Genomic DNA, 19,356 nt, shown 5'->3' with positions numbered 1-19,356 from the left:
ACCGACACCCTAAAACAAACCTAACTGCCGCTCAGTAATGTTAGCAAAACTGTCATTTATGAAAGGTAAAATACCATCAACCACCGGCTCAACTTGACGGTCAATATAATGTTCATAGTCGTAGTTATTAGGGCTCATTTCCAAAGGTTCTGGCCCCGTAAGGGTGATCACGTATTCGATCCAACCACCCTTGGAATAAGCCGATGGTAATTGGTTTTGTAAGCGCCACGCTTCAGCTTTTCGTGCAGCTTGCACATGAGGTGGGACGTTCTTTTGATATTCAACTAATGGTCTGCGTAATCGCTTACGATACACTAACTTATGGTCTAACTGCCCTGCCCTTATTTGCTCCAACAAAGGCTTAATAAGGTCAACATAAGGTTGGTCATTAAACACTCGCTGGTAAAGCTCTGCTTGAAGCTCTCTTGCCAACTTAGTCCAGTCTGTCCGCACTTGCTCTAAACCTTTGAAAAGCATCTTTGTGGAGCCATCTGGGGTAACAGTTATGCCTGCATAACGTTTTTTACTGCCTGTTTCTTGCCCCCTTATAGTGGGCATGACAAAGCGGCTAAAGTAGGTTTCAAACTCAATTTCTAGATAACTTTTTAGTTCAAACTCAACTTTCAGGTGATTCGTCCACCACTCATTCAGTAACTGCGCCAAAGCGTTCCCCTTTGCTTGCACCTGATCTAAGGAGATGGTTTCATCACCTAACCACACAAACACAGAATCTGTATCACCGTAGATCACCTGCATGCCTTGTTGCTGAATAAGGTCTTTGGTTTGATTCAAGATTGCATGGCCCCGTAAAGTAATGGAACTGGCTAAACGCTGGTCATAAAAACGACAAACGCTGGAACCTAAGACGCCATAACAGGAGTTCATTACAATCTTTATGGAAGTAGATAGTGGCAAGTTATTGTTAGCCTTAGCCACATCTCTTGCTGCCCATAAGTCACCAATAATATCCGGCAAAATGCTTTGATTACGGCTAAATTGGGCCCCTTTATAACCATTTACAGCATCATCTTCCTGTAAACCTTGAATTAATCCTAAGGGATCAATTTGGAAGCTTCGAATAATACTTGGGTACAGACTTTTAAAGTCTAACACCAACACATTGCGGTAAAGCCCAGGTTTAGAATCCATCACAAATCCGCCAGGGCTATCACCTGCCTGGCCAGAGGCAAATGCTGGCGCTACATAACCTTGACGATGTAAACGCGGCAAATATAAGTGATCAAAGGCTTGGGACGAGCCGCCTATTCGATCCATTGGCAACCCTGTTAACCGAGCACGCTCGATGAGAAAAGCCATCAAGTCAGCCTTAATAAAAATGTCCCAAACCAAGCGACAATCTTCTAGATTATATTTGACTAACGAAGCCGGCTCTTCTTGATACATACGCTGAATTTCTTCGCCACGGTCTTGCGGTTTAGTAATGTTTTTGCCACGTCCCAGCATCTGTTGCGCCACATTTTCTAAAGCGAAAGATTCAAATTGCCAGGTCGCCGAGCGCATCACTTCAATACCATCCAAGGCCACACGGCCTGGCATATAAAGCCTTGCAGGACGGCTTCCCTGTCCTGCCAGCCAACGAATTTCCTCACCCCCACGACCTAACCGTAAACGTACACCTAACTCCCGCGCTCGGGCACACAGAATTTGAAAATCAAACTGAACCAACGCCCAACCGATAATCGCGTCTGGATCATAATCTTGTAGCCACTGACTAAACTGTTTCAACAGTTGCCTTTCGTTGTTACAAATGCGGGTGGATTCCGGCAAAGATTCTACAGATTCCATGGGCATATTGGTTGGCCAATGCAACCAAACCCGTTCCACTGGAGCATCATTCTCCATCCCATATACAGCAATACTGTGAATGGTTTTGCCATCCATAGTGGTTTCAATATCGAGAGATAGTGGTTTGATATTGGGGATGTATTCACAACTTTTTACGCGAGCGTCCGCTAACACACCATTAATTGGAGAAACATCAGACACCAAACTAGCACTAATAAAACGCTCCATCAAATAACGTTCTTGCGGCTGAATATCCTGTTCCATCAGGCTAATCTGCGCCTCACGTAACACACCACACGCTTGCTGAAACACCTTATGGTTAGAAATATAAAGAGCAACTGCAGATTCATGTTGGAAGGTTTTAAGGCCCAGAGATTGGAAACGCCAAATAGAACTATCCCATCCCATGGACTGCATTAATGTTTGCGCATGGTTTTGCTGAGACAAAGGTAAAAAACAAACGGACTCTTGCTGCGCTTGCTGCAGACACACTGGGCCATCGTCAGTGGCTAACCAATAGGTAAGATTGATACCTTCGTCAGTATCTTGGCTGTGGCGGGAAAGCACAAAACCTTTCATTCTTGCTCTGGCCTATTTGGTTGATTTAGCTAGTTGGATTCGGGCATCTGTACAACACTCATCTTGCAAAAAGTCGATTAAGGCATTAAGGTTTTGATGCAGGACAATACAATTCAGCATTCAACCCGCACGCTCTTTTTTAAGCAGTCCAAATGACATCAACTTAGCAACATACTCAGCCACAAAAGGTGGCCGAGTTCTTCAAAGGCATTAGTTTCTTGTATGATTTATGTACTTATATGATAACAGAAATATGTTAATCAATAGCGTGAAATACTATTGAGTTATCACGGTTTCTAACTAAAAATTGCACCTAGAGGAGTTGTTAAGCGTAAGCCAAAGAACCAGTTTGCATTGCTTTTAGCCACAATAACCAGTCGCCCATTGGAATACAGAGTCGCCATCTATTAGTAACCTTTCGTTGCCCTATTAAGTGTTGGGCCAATACAATACGCGATTATAGTTAGCTGGCTGTCAATTTCTTTTTAGCATCAAAGAAAGGTTTCCTTACAACTGTTGCAATTGTGTTGCCAGTGGGGTTTATGACTAAAAAATCTGTACCTAGTGCAGCAAACTCAGATTCAACCATGGCCAGTGCGATATTTTTCTCTAAACGGGGCGAATAAACAGCAGATGTTACTTTACCAATTTGCTGGCCATCTTTCTCTAACTCCCAAAAGCAGGTATTAGAACCGGTTATTGCAGGGCCACTTATTATTAAGCCAACATGCTTACGTGCCACACCTTCGCGGCGGATTTTTTGTAATGCAGGCTTACCGATGAATTCAATATCAGCGTCAAGATCAACCAGCCGGTCGAGTCCCAGCTCATAGGGGTTAGTTTTGATATCCATATCAGCGTGGTAGGACAACATCCCTCCTTCGATACGGCGAATGGTAGAGGTGTGACCTGGCTTAAGACCAAAAGGCTTGCCTGCTGCCATAATTGTTTCCCATAGCAGGGCACCTTTTGAAGCATCTCGTAAGTAGAGCTCATAGCCCAACTCACTTGACCAGCCTGTGCGGGAAACAATTAAAGGTATACCATCTAACTCATATTCACGCAGCCAGTAATATTTCAGATCAACAATACTTTCACCAAACAACGCTTGCATTACCTCACCAGACTTTGGGCCTTGTAACTGCAAGGGAGAAACATCAGGTTCACAAATATGCACATCCAGTCCAGAGTGCACAGCAACTCCCTGAGCCCAGAATAAAATATCACTATCTGCTAGAGATATCCAAAAGTGATTTTCAGCCAAACGAAGCAATATTGGGTCATTCAGAATGCCACCTTCTGCATTGGTAAGTAGAACATATTTACACTGGCCTACGGCACATTTTGAAAGATCGCGTGAAATGAGATACTGCACCAATTTTGCAGCATCTGGGCCAGTGATTTCTACCTGCCGCTCAACAGCAACATCACATAGGATTGCGCCGTTTACTAAGTTCCAAAAATTCTCTTCTGGGTTGCCAAAGTCGCGCGGGATATACATATGATTATAGACAGAAAAATCTTTGGCGCCCCAGCGTATTGTTGCGTCAAAGTAAGGTGATTTACGAATCTGTGTGCCAAAACCAAACTCTCTAGGTGCTGTCATGGGGAACTCCTCATATGGTCAGTTGATAGCAATTATGGATACAACCTGATGCTAAACTGTAAAACAAAACTATATCTGAACTTGGTGTTAAAAATGGTCTAAGTAATTCTTGTAACAAGCCTATTTAGTCTCATTTATAACGAGAAGAAGTATATTTGAAAATAAGTTTGAATGGCGATTACCATCCGAGATACCCTGTCCACACAATGACATTTTCTGCTAGGTAAGGTTGTCTAGGAGAGCCCTGTCTCATCCTCTTTTGTTAAAGTTACTTAGACAGAAGTGTTACTAGGTTTGGAGAGGTCTTTTTAACCTCCTTTGTAATAATATAGATAACATAGCGATCGATACCAATTTCTTCGTTGAGCAGTTGCTCAACCAAGCACTGAAAATCAGTAAGATTTCTGGAAATTATTGTCATAACATAATCAGAGCCACCACCAGTAGCAAAACATTCAACGATTTCGTCTATTTCACGTATGTAAGATTCAAACCTGTTAAAGTCAGATTTCTTATGGGTTTTTAATGCCACCGTGACAATTACCTTCGTCAAATCAATCATTCGATCAATATCGATGTCGGCTCTGTAACCCTTAATTACGCCTAACTTTTTAAGCTTATCTAATCTCACCCAACAAGGCGTTGGCGATAGATTAACCAGCTCTGCGAGTTTAATTTTACTAATTTTCCCATGGTGCTGGACCGCACACAAAATACGTATATCTATCGCATCCAAGGCCAGTTTTTTCATGTTTGCGTTCTCTTTTGTAAATACCTTAGCAATCTAATTGGACAAATGTTTTCACAGTGAATCACTACTCATTTGCTAGGCAACTCACAACCCACCATAGTGCCTAAGGATACAAGAACTTACGGGCCGTTCAAAGCATGCTCAACAATCTTTGAGATTTTGACCTGTTCATTTTAAATTTACATTTATTAATAAAAATCAGTTACTTAATAATAAATAAAAATAATTTCACCTATCCAAATGGGGTGATCACTTGAACTTCGGGGAAGGCTGCTTCTACATCTGATTGATGCTTAGCCTCAAAAAGGAGTTTAAGGTTGGGCCCAGCATCCATCGTAAGATAAAGAGGGAGCCCTTGTTCACGTAGCTGCCAAACTTTCTGCATTTGGGTTAAGGAGTCAGGCTGCCAATAGACTAGTGGGGGCCATGCGCCAGCCATGGTGGCGTGCATGCTCATGGCGTTATGTTCTGCAGTTTTAGCCATGGTTTCAAAATCACCAGCTATGATAGCGGTTTCAATGGTGGCAAGATCTGACTCGGCTTGTTGTGGCCACTGGTTGTATAGGGCGGAAGTAGTGATGGTTCGTGCCATGCCCTCTCGGGAAGAAACTGCTTTTTTTTGGCTTGAAACAGTTAATAAACCGATCCTTAATTCTGGCCATTGATGTTCCAACGGAAAAGCAACGCTGTCGCTGCCATTGGCCTGCTCTCCAGCTTGCCATTTAACAAAGCCGTGCCACAAGGAGCGACTGGCACTGCCGCTACCTAAGCGAGCTAATGCGGATAGCTGGCGCTCCGGTAGCTGCCAACCCATAAGACTATTTGTGGCTAGCGTTAAGGCTGCAAATCCACTTGCCGATGAAGCTAATCCTGCTGCCGTAGGTACGGTATTGTGAGTATCGACTCGTAATTTCAGAACGTTTGGCAACACTCGGTCTAACCACTGACTAACCTTGATTGAAAAACTCTGATTTGCGCTGACTTCTTTACCGTTGAGTATGACTTGATGCATTGGAGCATCTATCACTGAGAGGCCCGTTTTAGTGCCATGTTCGGCCAAAGAAATGGACAGAGAGCCAGTTATAGGTAAGTTAAAGCTCAACTCACGTTTGCCCCAGTATTTGCTCAAGGCAATGTTGCTGGGTGCGTAGGCACTAGCTTGGGCCGCTGGTGACTTATGTTTAGCTTCACCCAAAATTTGACTAACCCAATCATTAACAGAGATTAGGCTTACTGAGGTTTGGTTCATGATAATGTCTCATGGTGCGTTTGACTGGGTAGATCTGTTTCTTGGCGCAAGCCTTGGGGATCTATTTGTATTGACATTTGAGTGTGAGGCCAATCTAACTGCTCACTACCGATTAAGAGGACACAATCTCCTAGCCCAGAACCAGAAATTTTGGCGCCAAACAAAGCATCAGTTTTGGCCTGATTTTGACCTAACTGAATGATGGTCTCGATGGTTTCATCACTCACACCAAGGTCTCGCATTAGGTTTTGATACTGATCCATAGATTGGGCAAACGTTTGCCAGTCTTCATTGGTCAGTGTATCAACGGTTGTGTCAACACAGGCACCCATTTGCTCATAAAGTTGTTGAAAAAGTTTTGGTTCTTTAGACGCTGCTTGAGCCACGTGCTCAATGACTATTGGTGTGGGCGTTTTATAACCACAATAAACTAATCGCAAATTCGGTGCACCCTGCCATGCTTCGGCAGAAAGGTTAACCTTATGAGCACTAACCGGCTTAGCTTGAAACTTAACAATACCTCCTAATGCACTGGCAGCAACATCAGCACCAGAACCCCTACCCTGTACTTTACGGATAGACTCAATCCCTAAGCTCATTACCGCCTGAGCATCTAACTGGCCTTTGGTGAGTAATTCAATAGCCCCCAGCGCAGCCACAGTAACGGCTGCTGATGACCCTAGCCCTAGTGTGTGTTCAAAATCTGATTCAATCACTAGCTGCACACCCTCAACTAAATCGCAAAGGGCAAGTGCCTGCAATACAAAGCTAAAGGAGGAGCTTTCGCGTATCTGTCCATCCAGATCACTAAGTGAGCATTGAAACTGGCCTAATTCAGACTCAATAACTATTTGTCCATCTGAACGCTTATTCGCCCCAACGTAGATACGCTGAGTTAAAGCACAAACAAGAGCGCTATGGCCAAACAAAACTGCGTGCTCACCCATAAGCATGGTATTGGCTGGTGCAGATGCAATAACGCTTACACTAGTCAAAGTAAAACACTCCCTCTAGGTCTGGAACCATTGTTTGAACGTCATAACCGTGGCTTAAGCAGAGTTGTTCAATGTGAGTTTGTTCTATGCCTGCGGCGAAAACTAAACCTCCATGGTCACCAACCACACTGCCAGCACCACACACTTTTGCCGCCCCACCCTTAGACTCTATCTTAGCAACGAAATCTGCTACGGTATTTGGCACTACACCAATATGTTGAAGCAGCCTGTGATTAGCTGAGATGGCGTTAATCATATCTTCCTTCATGTCACCTAACATACATTGCAGTAGATTTTCTTGAATCAGCTCAAACTGATGCCATAGGGCTTGTGGCAAATTTTGTCGTTTAACAGCATCTACACACTCACCTGTAGAACTATCTGGTTGCCCCGTTGTGACCAAAAAGTACTGGCTTAGCTGTTTCAGCTCTTGACGTTCACCACAGCCCTTTTGATATTGCTGCAAACCACCCATTACACACACATAAGGGTCTAAGCCACTAGAGCGGCCATGCTGCCACTGTTCACTTTGAGTCGTTTTTGAGATAAGTTCTTTAGGAGTTAAGGGCTGACCCAAATGTTTAAAGGCCGCTGCCAACATGGCGGCAACCAAAGCCGCTGACGAGCCCATGCCACCACCAGTAGCTAGATCCATGGTGAGTTCTATAACTAGGCCCTGCTGATTTAATAATACATCAACAAGGCCGCTAGCACCTATGGCCGCTGCAAAAAACTCCACCGGGTTAGAGACCACGTTCGATAAAAGGCCTGAGGCAGTGAGGTATTGCTGATGGCGAAACTGGGTCTGCTGACCTAACTGAGAAAGTTGCAAATTACTGAATTGTTGATCAATATCAAATTCAGGGACCTTAAGGTGAACCCCCAGTAAATTGCTGTTAGTGACTTTAGCAAAGGCGTATTTTTTAATGGCACATGCTAAGGCAGGAGCGCCATAAACAACCGCATGTTCACCACTAATAATAACTTTACCTGGCACCCTTACACGAGTGCAAGCGGGCCGTGCTGGAGAGGCCGAAGACATTTGGGAGGCCATAGAGTCAGATGCGGTCATCGCACCTGATAAAGGCGTTTATGTTGGCTAATACCTGTTAAGCGGAATTTACCGTTGGTTTGATGCTCAAACTCGTGATCACCACCATCTGTAGGCACTTCAAATGCGTACATTTTCTGATAGTCGGCATAATTTAGTGGCTGTCGTGATTCAAGCATGGACTGGTGACCCTGCTGATGCAGCATGTCTTGATAATCTTCTACAAGGGTGCCCGTAAAAAATTCTCCCACGCTGCCAGAGCCATAGCTAAAGAAACCAATACGTTTACCAGCCAAATTAGCAGCGGTATTGTCTAGCAAAGAAATAAACCCAATATACATAGCAGCCGTATAGCTGTTGCCAGTGATACGATTATAAATAAGGCTAGAGGAAATTTGGTCTTCTAAAGTTTTGGTGCTGAGTTCGTGAGCATTGCCATTAGCAAGGTGATTGTGGGCTTTTTGAGCCATACGACTAAATGGTAAGTGGTAACAGAAATAATCAAAATCAGCAAATTTCAAATCACTTTGTTGCTGAAAATCTTGCCATGCAGAACGTACACAACGTAAATATACCTTGGTGGAATATTTACCATCTACTAAGGCGGTTGAGCGATAGTTAGGACGCCAAAAATCCATCACATCTTCCGTGTGAATTCCAGTCTCAGAATCAAGCACAATGAGCCTCGGGTTAGCGCTCACTATCATAGCAACAGCACCACAGCCCTGAGTCGCTTCACCAGGTGTTTGGCGCTCATAACGAGCAATATCAGAAGCGATGACCAATACTTTTTCTTTAGGCTTACGGGCAACCCATGCTGTTGCGAGTTGCAAGGCTGCAGTAGCGCTATAACAGGCTTGTTTGAGTTCAACCACGCGGCAACGTGGGCTAAACTTTAGCAGAGAGTGTAAATATACTCCAGCGGCCTTGGATTGGTCGATACCTGTTTCTGTGGCAAACAAGATAGTTTTAATAGCGTTTGAGTCTTCACCTCGTGTCTTCATACCTTCTAATAAAGGCACACAGGCATTGGCTGCCATGGTGACTACATCTTCGTCGGCGCCGGGCACACTCATACGCTCTTGGCCTATGCCAACAGTGTACTTGGCGGCATTGGAGCCATTGTTGGCCGCTAGCTCTTGCAAATCTAGGCTAAAATTAGCGGTATAAAAACTTATATCATCAATACCAACGGGCATATAACTTCTCGACCTTCCCTGCTACAAACTTAATGAAGTATAAATATCTGAGACTAACTTTCACTAAGCACTAACGAATCATTTAAGTGCAAATCATCTACATTACTTGCAGATAACAAAAACATGGCGGTGACAAACTCTTTTTTCAAGGCCTCTATAGTATCAACTACAGCAGAGGTAGATTCCATGGCCGGCGCCAAAAACGGTTTAGCGATACCACCTAAACAGCCGCCCATTATAACACTCTTTAGCAAGTCTAGCCCATTACGCAAGCCGCCACTGGCAATGAAATTTGCTTGCTGCATATATGGGCGGGCATTTTTCATAGCTAAAGGCGTAGGTATGCCCCAATCTTGCAGTGTAAACCCTAGGGTATGCGCATCTTCACGGCGCTGTTGTTCAATACGCGCCCATGAAGTGCCGCCACGTCCCGCTACGTCAAACCACTGAATACCGTGTCGTAAACCTAACTCTATATCGGCCACACTCAGGCCTGCTCCAACTTCTTTAAGTACTACTGGCACGTTAAGTTGAGTTTGTGCATGACCAATAGCTTGGGCCAAATTAGCAAAATTAGTATCACCTTCGGGTTGCACTGCTTCTTGCAACGGGTTTAGGTGCAGGAAAATAGCATCTGCAGCTAACACGTCAATGGCCTGCTGTAGCTGATCTGACGCCATGCCATTATTAAGCTGAATGGCACCCATATTAGCAAACAAGAGTGCATCTGGCGCATAACGGCGCAAATCAAAGCTGGCCTGAGCTTTAGTATCTTCTAACATCACTCGCTGTGAACCAACACCCATAGCCACACCAGTAATTTGTGCTGCCTCTGCCAAATGTTGATTAACCTTACCCACTAGGGCATCGTCACCACCAGTCATAGATGAAATCAACAAAGGGAAACTCAGCCGCTTGCCCATAATTTCTATACTTGGATCAACGTCATGCAAATTAATTTCTGGCATGGCTCGATGCTGTAGCTGTATCGCATCAAAAAAACGGCCATTGCGCTCTACGCCCTCATCACGACCGATGACTTCTATGTGTTGCCGTTTACGGCGATTGGTTTGATCGTTCATTTATCGCTCTAACTTTAAATGGGCTTGCATGAGTTCACCCGGGTTAGTTTGTGCTGCAAGTAGCGACAGCTCACCACATAAAACTGTTGCCGCACAAATTTGGGCTAAGCGTCGCGCATTGGCACCTGCTTCAACATCTTGAGCACAGCCTAGTTTAGTCAAATTTTCTGTGACAAAATCTAAACCTTTACCATTACCTACGGTACCTACAATAATGTTAGGTAAGGTACAGGAGAAGTACAAGTCGCCTTGTTTTACTTCTGCATGCACCATACCTTGTGATCCTTCGATAATATTAGCTGCATCTTGACCAGTGGCTAAATAAAAACCTAATAACATATTAGCAAAATGAGCATTAGCACTACGCAAACCACCAGCCATTAATGTGCCCAACAGGTTTTTTTTAATATTGAGATCAACCACTTTTTCTGGTGTTGTAAGCAACTTGCGCTCACACAAACCCCGTGGCACCGTTAGCTCTGCAACAACATATTTGCCTCGTCCTAAAATACCGTTTACGGCGGTGGCCTTTTTATCACTGCAATAGTTACCAGAGATCGAGCTGTAGTTAAGCTGCGGGTATTCAGCCAACACCCATTGCATGAGACTATCAGCTGCTTGGGTGACCATATTGTGACCTGATGCGTCCCCTGTCTTAAATTCTAAGCGCAAGTACAACAAATTAGCAACGATTTGCATGTTCATATCAATCAACTTAGCAAAACGGCTGGTTTGGCTAACAATGCGCTGCATTTCTTCCTGACGCATATGAATGGATTGCCATGCACTTAGGACTTGGCTTGCATCGCCAGCCTCTAGCAAGATAGAGCGCGTCATGCGCTCATCAACTAGAGTTGTTTTAATGCCATCACCACATAAAATCGACAAACGCGCACCACGACCCACTGAATGCCACAAGGGAATTTCATAGGTAGCCAGCGGCACTGAGACCTTATCTTGCCATGCAGCATCTATGCTGGCTTGAGCACTAATTTTCATAGGCCCAACAAAACGCATAGGAACTGGTGCTTGAGTCACTTTTGGGCTCGTTCTAGCAGGAGTAGGGGCCATTCAAGGTGCCTTATAGATAACAAATGCAAATGCAAATGCAATAGAAATAGGTAGGGTGTAATTTTAACTAGCCCTATAGGGTTATGCAATGACGATTTAGCAGGGTTATTAACGCCATCCTACCTGACATCTCTGTCAGCGGGGCAAAACCTGCCTCAAGGCTACTAAGAGCAGACGGAGTATGCCGTTCACTCTGTACATAAAAAAGCCCCGATAACACAAGGCTAACGGGGCTTTTTATAGGACAACACTTATAGCTTGTCTGAATTCTCAGTTAGGTAAGAGGCTACTCCAGCAGCTGAATCTTTCATGCCTGAGTCACCTTTGTTCCAACCAGCTGGGCATACTTCACCGTGCTCTTCGTGGAACTGAAGGGCATCGACTATGCGCAATAGTTCGTCCATGTTACGACCTAGTGGCAGGTCATTGATGATTTGTGAACGAACTTGGCCTTCACGATCAATAATAAACGCACCGCGGTACGCCTTGCTACCATCAGCTAATTCAACATCATAAGCGCGACAAATATTATGTGCCATGTCTGCTGCTAATGTGTACTTAACTGGGCCGATACCACCATCGTTTATAGCCGTATTACGCCATGCACTGTGGGTGTGATGAGAGTCGATTGACACTCCAATAACTTCAACGTTACGAGCTTTAAACTCATCCATACGGTGATCTAATGCAATCAGCTCAGAAGGACAAACGAAGGTAAAGTCTAAGGGGTAGAAAAAGACCAACCCGTATTTGCCTTTAATGGCTTCAGAAAGATTAAAATCATCAACAATAGTGCCATCGCCTAATACGGCTGGTACTGTAAAATCTGGCGCTTGCTTGCCTACTAATACGCTCATAGTTGTTCCTCTATAATAGTTAGTTTTTTGATTATTAAATTACTCTGTGTCTGCATCTGCTTCGGCAGGTGCAGCGGCGCTTATCATTTCAGCTAACTCACCTGATTGAGCTAAATCGGTGATGATATCGCAACCGCCAACTAATTCACCACTGATCCACAACTGCGGGAACGTTGGCCAATTGGCATACTTGGGCAATTCTGCCCGAATGTCTGGATGCTCTAGTATATTAACGAAAGCAAAACGTTCTCCACAGTTCATAAGGTTTTGCACTGTTTGTGAAGAAAATCCACACTGAGGAAATTTAGGCGTACCTTTCATGTACAGTAAAATGGCATTGCTTTCGATCTGTTCTTTAATGGTGGTTAACGTATCCATAATTATGGTCTCGCTCATTTATGGTTGCATAATTCAATTGCGCAATTATACCCATATCCGACCAATTTAGTCAGTTATTATTTGGCCAAAAAAACACCATGATCCACACTATTTACCATAATTTACAATATATATAGACCTTATAAGCTTATATATTTGCAAGCATAGGCCATTACCCCTATCATTCTTGGTTTAGGCGGCCATTTTCCATGCCCAACTCGTCACCACGTCACTTTTTAACCTTGCTCGACTTGACTCCTAACGAGCTCCATTGGGTCATTCAACGCGCCATCGAACTCAAACAAATACGCAATTCGAAGACCCTTTATGAGCCATTCCGCAATCAGGTATTGGCTATGATTTTTCAAAAGTCATCTACACGGACACGGGTGTCATTTGAAGCAGGTATGGCGCAACAAGGTGGACATGCTATATTCCTCTCTCCACGAGACACACACCTAGGCCGTGGGGAGCCTATTGCAGATAGTGCTCGGGTAATTTCCAGCATGGCCGACATTGTTATGATTCGTACTTTTGCCCACGCCCAAGTAGAAGAGTTTGCAGCTCATTCCAAAGTCCCTGTCATTAACGCTCTTACGGATGATTACCACCCCTGTCAATTGTTAGCTGATATACAAACCTTTGTTGAGCACCGAGGCAGCATCAGTGGCAAGACTGTCACCTGGATTGGTGATGGCAACAACATGTGCCATTCGTTTATTAATGCCGCCAAACAGTTTAATTTTAAACTCAACGTAGCGTGCCCAGATGGGTATTTACCAAATACACAGCTGATGGCCAACAATGCTGACCGAGTGCATCTGGTACAAGATCCTAAACAAGCTGTCATTGGCAGCCATTTGGTAGTTACCGACACTTGGGCCTCTATGGGTCAAGAAGACGAAAAGAAAGCGCGCGAAACTGCCTTTGAGGACTATCAAGTTAACCCCACACTAATGGATTTGGCAGAGCCAGAAGCCCTTTTCATGCATTGTTTACCAGCCTACCGCGGTTTAGAAGTTAGTCACGACATGCTCAGTGACCCACGCAGTGTGGTATACGACGAGGCTGAGAACCGTTTACATGCTCAAAAAGCACTGATGGAGTTTTTGTTATTACAACCACAAGTATAAGTAGGCCATATGATTGAGTTACGACACCTACGCACTCTCTCAGCCCTTAGAGAAACAGGCAGTCTGGTGGAAGCGGCAGAGAAGGTCTTTCTTACCCAGTCGGCTTTATCCCATCAAATTAAAGACCTTGAGCATAAACTTGGCTTAGACCTGTTTATGAGGAAAACCAAACCCGTGGAATTTACCACTGCGGGTCAGCGATTACTGCTTCTTGCAGATGACCTGCTGCCACAGATTCGTAATACAGAACGCGAAATCATCCGTTTAGCTGCGGGTGCTGTAGGTCGCCTTAATATCGCCATAGAGTGCCATAGTTGCTTTCAATGGTTAATGCCTAGCTTAGACCGTTACCGTGCCGATTGGCCCGAGGTGGAGCTTGATTTAGCCAGTGGCTTCAATTTTGCACCCCTACCGGCACTGCGAAGTGGTGAGCTGGACCTTGTAATCACTGCTAACCCTAAGGATTTACCAGGCATAAGCTATGTGCCATTGTTTAGCTACGAGTCCGTGCTTGCGGTTAGCAATCACCACCCGTTAGCAGAAAAAGCCTTTATAGAAGCACAAGATATCGCTGACCAAACACTCATTTGTTATCCCGTTGATCGCGATATGTTAGATGTATTTGTGCAATTCTTAGATCCCGCAGATGTAGAGCCTGCAGCCATAAGGCATGCTGAACTCACTGTAATGATGATGCAGTTAGTAGCCAGTGGCCGGGGGGTATGTGCTTTACCGAATTGGGCCTTAGACGAATACAGCAGTCGTGGTTATGTCACCGCCATACCTATGTCAGAATCTGGCATTTGGTGTACTCTTTATGCTGCCGTACGCAGTGATCAAGCCGACAGCAAATACATGATGGATTTTCTTGTCACTGCACGGGAAACGTCTGCAGCCACTTTAGTTGGTATTAAGCAAACAAACCAGAAAGGTGAGCCATTGAGGGCACCGGAAGACTGTCTGTAGGTTGGTGTACAGGTAATCGTATCATCATATTAGCACCACCTAACTTATCACTTCGACCAGCAATTGCTCGCCCACCATGCCAATAAGCAATACGCCGAACAATGGATAACCCTAAGCCAAATCCGCCAGTGCTGCGATTACGGCTTTCATCCAATCTTGTAAAGGGTGAAAATACGCGGCCATACTCGGATTCTGGAATACCTGGGCCGTCATCTTCAACCGTCAAGACACAAGAGTCAGCATCTAAGCGATACCCTAGCAGTACGGTAGATGTGGCATACTTAACCGCATTACCCAGCAAATTCTGGCAAGCTCTTCGTAACTGCACGGGTTCTACGTCAACAATTAAATCATCTAGAGACGGGTCTACCGTAATATTTAATTGAGGGTTCAAACTAGAATATTGAACACAGAGGTTAATAAGTATAGTTTTTACATCTACTTTTTGAAAAATAATCCTTGGCCCACCCTCTTCTAGGTGAATATAGGTCATTGTTTCAGCGAGCAAATCATTAATTTCTTCAAGATCTTGCGCCATGCCCTTGCACGAAGACATCATGTCTATTTGTCGCTCTCCCGCCTTATCCTCTTCTAAGGCATCTTGCAATAACTGCAGGGCAAAACTTAAGCGCGCGACTGGGGTTCTTATTTCATGGGAAATGGCGGCCATTAGCTCTTGCTGAAGCGCCATTTGTTGCTCCATGCGCCCCAAAATCATTGGGTTTGCTGGCAAGTCCACCTAATTAGCCTTCACGAATAAATAACCTCGGCTACGGACGGTTTTTATGCGCCTAGGATGATCGGGGTCATCGCCAATTTTGGGCCTAATACGGGAAACTCGCACATCTATGGATCGGTCTTGACCGTTGTAGGAAATACCTCGCAGGGCAGAGAAAATTTCTTCGCGGCTTAATACACGCCCAGCATTGCTGGCAAGCAGCCATAACAAGTCAAACTCAGCACTGGTCAATTCAATGTCATCATCGCCTAGCCATGCTTCACGCATTGCATTGTCGATAATGAGACTTCCAAAGTGATGCCGAGCACCAGCAGAGTTTTGTAGTGCAGTGATTTCCGAAGCTGCTGGGGATTTGTTGGTTCTGCGCAACATGGCACTAATTCGAGCCAGCAACAGCCTTGGGGCCACCGGTTTACAAACATAATCATCAGCACCAACTTCTAATCCTACCACCTGATCCAATTCGTCAGTACGGGCCGTTAACATTATAATTGGGCCGCTATATTCTGGCCTTACTAGCCTACAGACACCCAAGCCATCTTCGCCGGGCAACATCAAGTCTAAGATAACTAGATCAGGTTGCTCTGCCTTAATACGCCCTACGGCAACTGCACCATTGTGCTCTACACTCACGCAAAGGCCATTGTTGGTTAAGTATTCGCGAGTAAGCTCAGCCAAGCGCTCATCGTCTTCCACAATTAAAATTTGTGTACTTTTATTAAAATCCACTTGTCAGTTCCAAGTTGTGTGTTGAACAACCACATCGGTCAAATACTCGGTACGGTAATAAATACTTACACTTTAATATATTAAATTACCCTTTCGTTACATAATATAGCCCAATGTAAGTAAAAGTAAACTGTGCAATAATGCTTTAGCATTCTGGATAGCAATATTACAGAACGTGTCTAGTTTACAGCCACTATATTTAGTGCTCTCTTGGTTACAAATATCGCAGAGTCAGATTGAACCTAACTGATAGGCGTGATATAAAATGGGCACACTTCGTGCACTGCCAAGGGCATTGCTCAACCTACCTTTTTTGGCTCTCCTAATGAAACCATGGTCTCCAACCAGTTGGCGTGAATTCCCAATATTACAGCAACCTAACTATCCCAATTCCAACGCAGTAACTCGCGTTGAGCAACAACTTGCTCAGGTACCTCCCTTGGTATTTGCAGGAGAGGCTCGGGAGCTAAAAAAACAATTAGCCCAAGTCACTGATGGTGAGGCCTTTTTATTACAAGGCGGAGATTGTGCAGAAAGTTTCGCTGAATTTAGCGCATCTAACATACGTGACACTTTTAAAGTCATGTTACAAATGGCTGTGGTATTGACCTTTGCGGGCAGTTGCCCAGTAGTGAAGGTAGGTCGTATGGCTGGCCAATTCGCCAAACCTAGATCTGCTGATACTGAAACCTTTGATGGCGTAGAGTTACCCAGTTATCGGGGTGACATTATCAACAGCACAGATTTCACTTCTGCTGCTCGCGTGCCTAACCCAGAACGTTTAGTGCAAGCCTATAATCAATCGGCTGCCACCCTAAACTTACTACGGGCTTTTGCTCAAGGCGGCTTCGCAGACTTGAAAAAAGTGCACCAATGGAATCAAGACTTCGTACGAACCAGCCCTCTTGGAACTCGTTATGAAAATCTGGCAGACCAGATTGACCGCTCTTTGAGCTTTATGAATGCCTGTGGTCTTAATGCTGAAAATACCCCACAGCTTCATAAAACAAGCCTTTACACTTCTCACGAAGCCTTACTCCTTAACTATGAACAAGCGTTAACCCGTGAAGACAGCCTGACTAACGATTGGTACGATTGTTCTGCCCACATGCTCTGGATTGGTGACCGTACCCGCCAAGTAGATGGTGCACACGTAGAGTTTTTACGTGGTGTCAAAAACCCCTTAGGCTTTAAGGCAGGACCCACTATGCAAGCCGACGATATGTTGCGCTTGTTGGATGTTCTGAACCCAGACAATGAAGCAGGTCGCATTAACATTATTACCCGCATGGGTGCAGATAAGGTAGAAACCTATCTACCTGAATTAATTAGGGCTGTTGAAAAAGAAGGCCGTAAGGTACTGTGGAGCAGCGATCCCATGCATGGCAACACTATAAAAACCCATACTGGCTACAAAACTCGCCAGGTGAAGGATGTATTAAGGGAAGTGAAAAGCTTCTTTGATGTGCATGCTGCAGAAGGCACTTATGCCGGTGGTGTGCACTTTGAAATGACAGGGCAGAATGTGACTGAATGTATGGGTGGTGCTCATGACATAACTGCAGAAGGACTAGCTGATCGTTACCACACAGCGTGTGATCCAAGACTCAACGCAGACCAAGCACTCGAGTTGGCATTCTTAATTGCCGACACCCTGAAACAGGCGCGAATCAATCGATAGGGTCAGCCCGCGCTGCTAGGTGGCCAAACTAATTGAGCCATCTGGCACACAGCAACACACTAGAATCTCACCTGCTTCCAAGGTCACTAAACTGTCCTGTACCCAGTTAACCTTGCCAGAGGTTAATTTCACTTTACAGAGTCCACAATAACCACCACGACAGTTATAAGTCACGGGGATCTGGTGCTCTTCCATACTGTCCAGCAAAGAAAACTCTTCGCCATAAGAAAAACTCTGTACTTCATTAATGGTGACTGTGGAACTCATCAGTTGTGGTACCGGCATTTAAAAGATCTCAACCATCATAGGTCAAAATCATCAAAGTCTGCGTCTTCCATGTTACTGTCGATAGCACCCACAAGGTATGAACTAATTTCAGCTTCTTGAGGAGCAACCTGCACGTTATCGCTCACTAACCACGCATTCATCCACGGCAACGGATTGCTACGGATTTTAAATATTTCTTCAAACCCCAAACCACGCAAGCGAACGTTGGTTATATAATCTACATAATCACTAAGAATTTCGGCATTTAAGCCAATCATTGAACCGTCTTTAAACAAATACTTAGCCCATTCCCGTTCTTGCTCCGCTGCTTCGCGGAAGATCTCTATGACTTCGTCTTTACATGATTCAGCAATGGCCACCATTTCTGGGTCATCGTGGCCATTGGCCATTAAGTTAAGCATGTGTTGAGTGCCTGCTAAGTGCAGGGCTTCATCACGGGCAATCAGCTTAATGACCTTCGCATTACCTTCCATAATGGCCCGTTCAGCAAAGGCAAAGCTACAGGCGAAGCTTACGTAAAAACGCACAGCTTCAAGTACATTGACAGAAGCAATAGTAAGGTACAGCTGACGTTTGAGCGCGCTTAAACTAACGATGACCTCTTCACCATTAATTTGGTGGGTACCTACACCAAGCAAACTGTATTGACTACACATTTCAATGAACAAATCGTAATAACGTGTCACCGTTTCTGCACGTTTAACAATTTCGGGATTGTCAACGATATCGTCAAATACGATACTGGGATCATCCACCACATTTCGAATAATATGAGTGTAACTGCGGCTATGAACCGTTTCACTAAACGACCAAGTTTCAAGCCAGGTTTCCAACTCTGGCAAAGACACTACCGGCAAAAATGCGATATTTGGAGATCGGCCCTGAACACTGTCAAGCAACGTCTGATATTTCAAATTACTTAGAAAGATATGTCTTTCATGCTCTGCCATGGCCATAAAATCTTTACGGTCAGTGGATAAATCCACTTCTTCTGGACGCCAGAAGAAAGACAATTGTTTTTCAATCAATTTCTCAAAAATAGCGTGGCGTTGCTGATCATAGCGAGCTACATTAACATTTTGACCAAAGAACATGGGTTCTTTTAAAGGGTCGTTTTTAACCTTATTGAAGGTGGAATAAGCCATGGCTATCTCGTAGGTGTACAGTTATATCTAAAGGGGTCTTATGCACTACTG

The 19,356-nt window shown here is 44.5% G+C and carries 18 protein-coding genes; 3 read left to right on the top strand and 15 right to left on the bottom strand.

Features of this window, described 5'->3' with window-relative positions; translation table 11 throughout:
• Window positions 1–9 precede the first annotated feature (9 nt).
• From ABXT70_RS04210 to grxD, 11 genes are all read right to left on the bottom strand, one after another.
• Entirely contained in the window at window positions 10–2,385 is a 2,376-nt protein-coding gene (locus tag ABXT70_RS04210; RefSeq protein WP_443641926.1) for a DNA polymerase II, read from the bottom strand.
• A 463-nt stretch (window positions 2,386–2,848) separates the two neighbouring features.
• On the bottom strand, window positions 2,849–3,991 hold the full coding sequence (locus ABXT70_RS04205) for a glycine cleavage T C-terminal barrel domain-containing protein (protein ID WP_443641925.1): 1,143 nt from the start codon (window positions 3,989–3,991) through the stop codon (window positions 2,849–2,851).
• Between the two features lie 268 nt (window positions 3,992–4,259).
• A complete protein-coding gene (locus tag ABXT70_RS04200; protein WP_443641924.1) occupies window positions 4,260–4,742 on the bottom strand; it encodes an Lrp/AsnC family transcriptional regulator in 483 nt (160 codons plus the stop codon).
• 232 nt (window positions 4,743–4,974) lie between these two features.
• Entirely contained in the window at window positions 4,975–5,991 is a 1,017-nt protein-coding gene (gene mvaD, locus ABXT70_RS04195) for a diphosphomevalonate decarboxylase (RefSeq protein WP_443641923.1), read from the bottom strand.
• The gene (locus ABXT70_RS04190; RefSeq protein ID WP_443641922.1) at window positions 5,988–6,986 is read right to left on the bottom strand and encodes a mevalonate kinase family protein; all 999 of its coding nucleotides are present in this window, start codon (window positions 6,984–6,986) and stop codon (window positions 5,988–5,990) included. Before ABXT70_RS04190 ends, mvaD begins: the two co-directional genes overlap by 4 nt.
• Window positions 6,979–8,028 carry a mevalonate kinase family protein gene (locus ABXT70_RS04185; RefSeq protein WP_443641921.1) on the bottom strand — a complete coding sequence of 350 codons (1,050 nt, stop codon included), beginning with the start codon at window positions 8,026–8,028 and terminating at the stop codon, window positions 6,979–6,981. The genes ABXT70_RS04190 and ABXT70_RS04185 overlap by 8 nt, the downstream gene beginning before the upstream one ends.
• A 26-nt stretch (window positions 8,029–8,054) precedes the next feature.
• Window positions 8,055–9,236, bottom strand: a complete 1,182-nt coding sequence (locus ABXT70_RS04180; protein WP_443641920.1) for a hydroxymethylglutaryl-CoA synthase — start codon at window positions 9,234–9,236, stop codon at window positions 8,055–8,057.
• A gap of 53 nt (window positions 9,237–9,289) precedes the next feature.
• Window positions 9,290–10,318 carry a type 2 isopentenyl-diphosphate Delta-isomerase gene (gene fni / locus ABXT70_RS04175; protein ID WP_443641919.1) on the bottom strand — a complete coding sequence of 343 codons (1,029 nt, stop codon included), beginning with the start codon at window positions 10,316–10,318 and terminating at the stop codon, window positions 9,290–9,292.
• On the bottom strand, window positions 10,319–11,389 hold the full coding sequence (locus ABXT70_RS04170) for a hydroxymethylglutaryl-CoA reductase (protein ID WP_443641918.1): 1,071 nt from the start codon (window positions 11,387–11,389) through the stop codon (window positions 10,319–10,321). It abuts the gene before it with no gap.
• 251 nt (window positions 11,390–11,640) lie between these two features.
• Window positions 11,641–12,246, bottom strand: coding sequence for a peroxiredoxin (locus ABXT70_RS04165; protein WP_443641917.1), 606 nt, complete (start codon window positions 12,244–12,246; stop codon window positions 11,641–11,643).
• Window positions 12,247–12,285: 39 nt separating this feature from the next.
• Window positions 12,286–12,642, bottom strand: a complete 357-nt coding sequence (gene grxD / locus ABXT70_RS04160; RefSeq protein ID WP_443641916.1) for a Grx4 family monothiol glutaredoxin — start codon at window positions 12,640–12,642, stop codon at window positions 12,286–12,288.
• Between the two features lie 191 nt (window positions 12,643–12,833).
• On the opposite strand from grxD, the gene argF reads away from it, so the two are divergent.
• Together argF and ABXT70_RS04150 are read left to right on the top strand one after the other, a co-directional pair.
• Window positions 12,834–13,757, top strand: a complete 924-nt coding sequence (gene argF, locus ABXT70_RS04155) for an ornithine carbamoyltransferase (RefSeq protein WP_443641915.1) — start codon at window positions 12,834–12,836, stop codon at window positions 13,755–13,757.
• Between the two features lie 9 nt (window positions 13,758–13,766).
• Window positions 13,767–14,723 (top strand): LysR family transcriptional regulator, encoded by a 957-nt coding sequence (locus ABXT70_RS04150; protein ID WP_443641914.1) that lies wholly within the window; start codon window positions 13,767–13,769, stop codon window positions 14,721–14,723.
• Here ABXT70_RS04150 and ABXT70_RS04145 read toward each other — a convergent pair.
• A complete protein-coding gene (locus ABXT70_RS04145) occupies window positions 14,668–15,462 on the bottom strand; it encodes a sensor histidine kinase (RefSeq protein WP_443641913.1) in 795 nt (264 codons plus the stop codon). The two genes, ABXT70_RS04150 and ABXT70_RS04145, sit on opposite strands and share 56 nt — an antisense overlap.
• A complete protein-coding gene (locus ABXT70_RS04140; RefSeq protein ID WP_443641912.1) occupies window positions 15,463–16,191 on the bottom strand; it encodes a response regulator in 729 nt (242 codons plus the stop codon).
• A 325-nt stretch (window positions 16,192–16,516) separates the two neighbouring features.
• Here ABXT70_RS04140 and ABXT70_RS04135 point away from each other — a divergent pair, with 325 nt between their 5' ends.
• A complete protein-coding gene (locus tag ABXT70_RS04135) occupies window positions 16,517–17,872 on the top strand; it encodes a class II 3-deoxy-7-phosphoheptulonate synthase (RefSeq protein WP_443641911.1) in 1,356 nt (451 codons plus the stop codon).
• A gap of 15 nt (window positions 17,873–17,887) precedes the next feature.
• Here ABXT70_RS04135 and yfaE read toward each other — a convergent pair whose 3' ends face one another.
• Window positions 17,888–18,157 carry a class I ribonucleotide reductase maintenance protein YfaE gene (gene yfaE / locus ABXT70_RS04130; RefSeq protein ID WP_443641910.1) on the bottom strand — a complete coding sequence of 90 codons (270 nt, stop codon included), beginning with the start codon at window positions 18,155–18,157 and terminating at the stop codon, window positions 17,888–17,890.
• A gap of 17 nt (window positions 18,158–18,174) precedes the next feature.
• Complete coding sequence (gene nrdB / locus ABXT70_RS04125) at window positions 18,175–19,305, bottom strand: class Ia ribonucleoside-diphosphate reductase subunit beta (protein ID WP_443641909.1); 1,131 nt, start codon at window positions 19,303–19,305, stop codon at window positions 18,175–18,177.
• Between the last annotated feature and the right edge of the window lie 51 nt (window positions 19,306–19,356).

Source organism: Candidatus Njordibacter sp. Uisw_039 (genome assembly GCF_047730075.1).
Taxonomy (GTDB): Bacteria; Pseudomonadota; Gammaproteobacteria; order Pseudomonadales; family Balneatricaceae; genus Njordibacter.
Note: the sequence above shows the minus strand (reverse complement) of the source record. Positions and strands in the feature narration are given on the sequence as shown.

What these genes read in the sequence shown, in the direction of transcription:
- ABXT70_RS04205 (WP_443641925.1), bottom strand. Translation starts at nt 3,991, where the DNA reads ATGACAGCACCTAGAGAGTTTGGTTTTGGCACACAGATTCGTAAATCA.
- grxD (WP_443641916.1), bottom strand. Translation starts at nt 12,642, where the DNA reads ATGAGCGAGACCATAATTATGGATACGTTAACCACCATTAAAGAACAG.
- nrdB (WP_443641909.1), bottom strand. Translation starts at nt 19,305, where the DNA reads ATGGCTTATTCCACCTTCAATAAGGTTAAAAACGACCCTTTAAAAGAA.
- mvaD (WP_443641923.1), bottom strand. Translation starts at nt 5,991, where the DNA reads ATGAACCAAACCTCAGTAAGCCTAATCTCTGTTAATGATTGGGTTAGT.
- ABXT70_RS04180 (WP_443641920.1), bottom strand. Translation starts at nt 9,236, where the DNA reads ATGCCCGTTGGTATTGATGATATAAGTTTTTATACCGCTAATTTTAGC.
- ABXT70_RS04165 (WP_443641917.1), bottom strand. Translation starts at nt 12,246, where the DNA reads ATGAGCGTATTAGTAGGCAAGCAAGCGCCAGATTTTACAGTACCAGCC.
- ABXT70_RS04150 (WP_443641914.1), top strand. Translation starts at nt 13,767, where the DNA reads ATGATTGAGTTACGACACCTACGCACTCTCTCAGCCCTTAGAGAAACA.
- ABXT70_RS04210 (WP_443641926.1), bottom strand. Translation starts at nt 2,385, where the DNA reads ATGAAAGGTTTTGTGCTTTCCCGCCACAGCCAAGATACTGACGAAGGT.
- ABXT70_RS04135 (WP_443641911.1), top strand. Translation starts at nt 16,517, where the DNA reads ATGAAACCATGGTCTCCAACCAGTTGGCGTGAATTCCCAATATTACAG.
- fni (WP_443641919.1), bottom strand. Translation starts at nt 10,318, where the DNA reads ATGAACGATCAAACCAATCGCCGTAAACGGCAACACATAGAAGTCATC.
- ABXT70_RS04185 (WP_443641921.1), bottom strand. Translation starts at nt 8,028, where the DNA reads ATGTCTTCGGCCTCTCCAGCACGGCCCGCTTGCACTCGTGTAAGGGTG.
- ABXT70_RS04200 (WP_443641924.1), bottom strand. Translation starts at nt 4,742, where the DNA reads ATGAAAAAACTGGCCTTGGATGCGATAGATATACGTATTTTGTGTGCG.
- yfaE (WP_443641910.1), bottom strand. Translation starts at nt 18,157, where the DNA reads ATGCCGGTACCACAACTGATGAGTTCCACAGTCACCATTAATGAAGTA.
- argF (WP_443641915.1), top strand. Translation starts at nt 12,834, where the DNA reads ATGCCCAACTCGTCACCACGTCACTTTTTAACCTTGCTCGACTTGACT.
- ABXT70_RS04170 (WP_443641918.1), bottom strand. Translation starts at nt 11,389, where the DNA reads ATGGCCCCTACTCCTGCTAGAACGAGCCCAAAAGTGACTCAAGCACCA.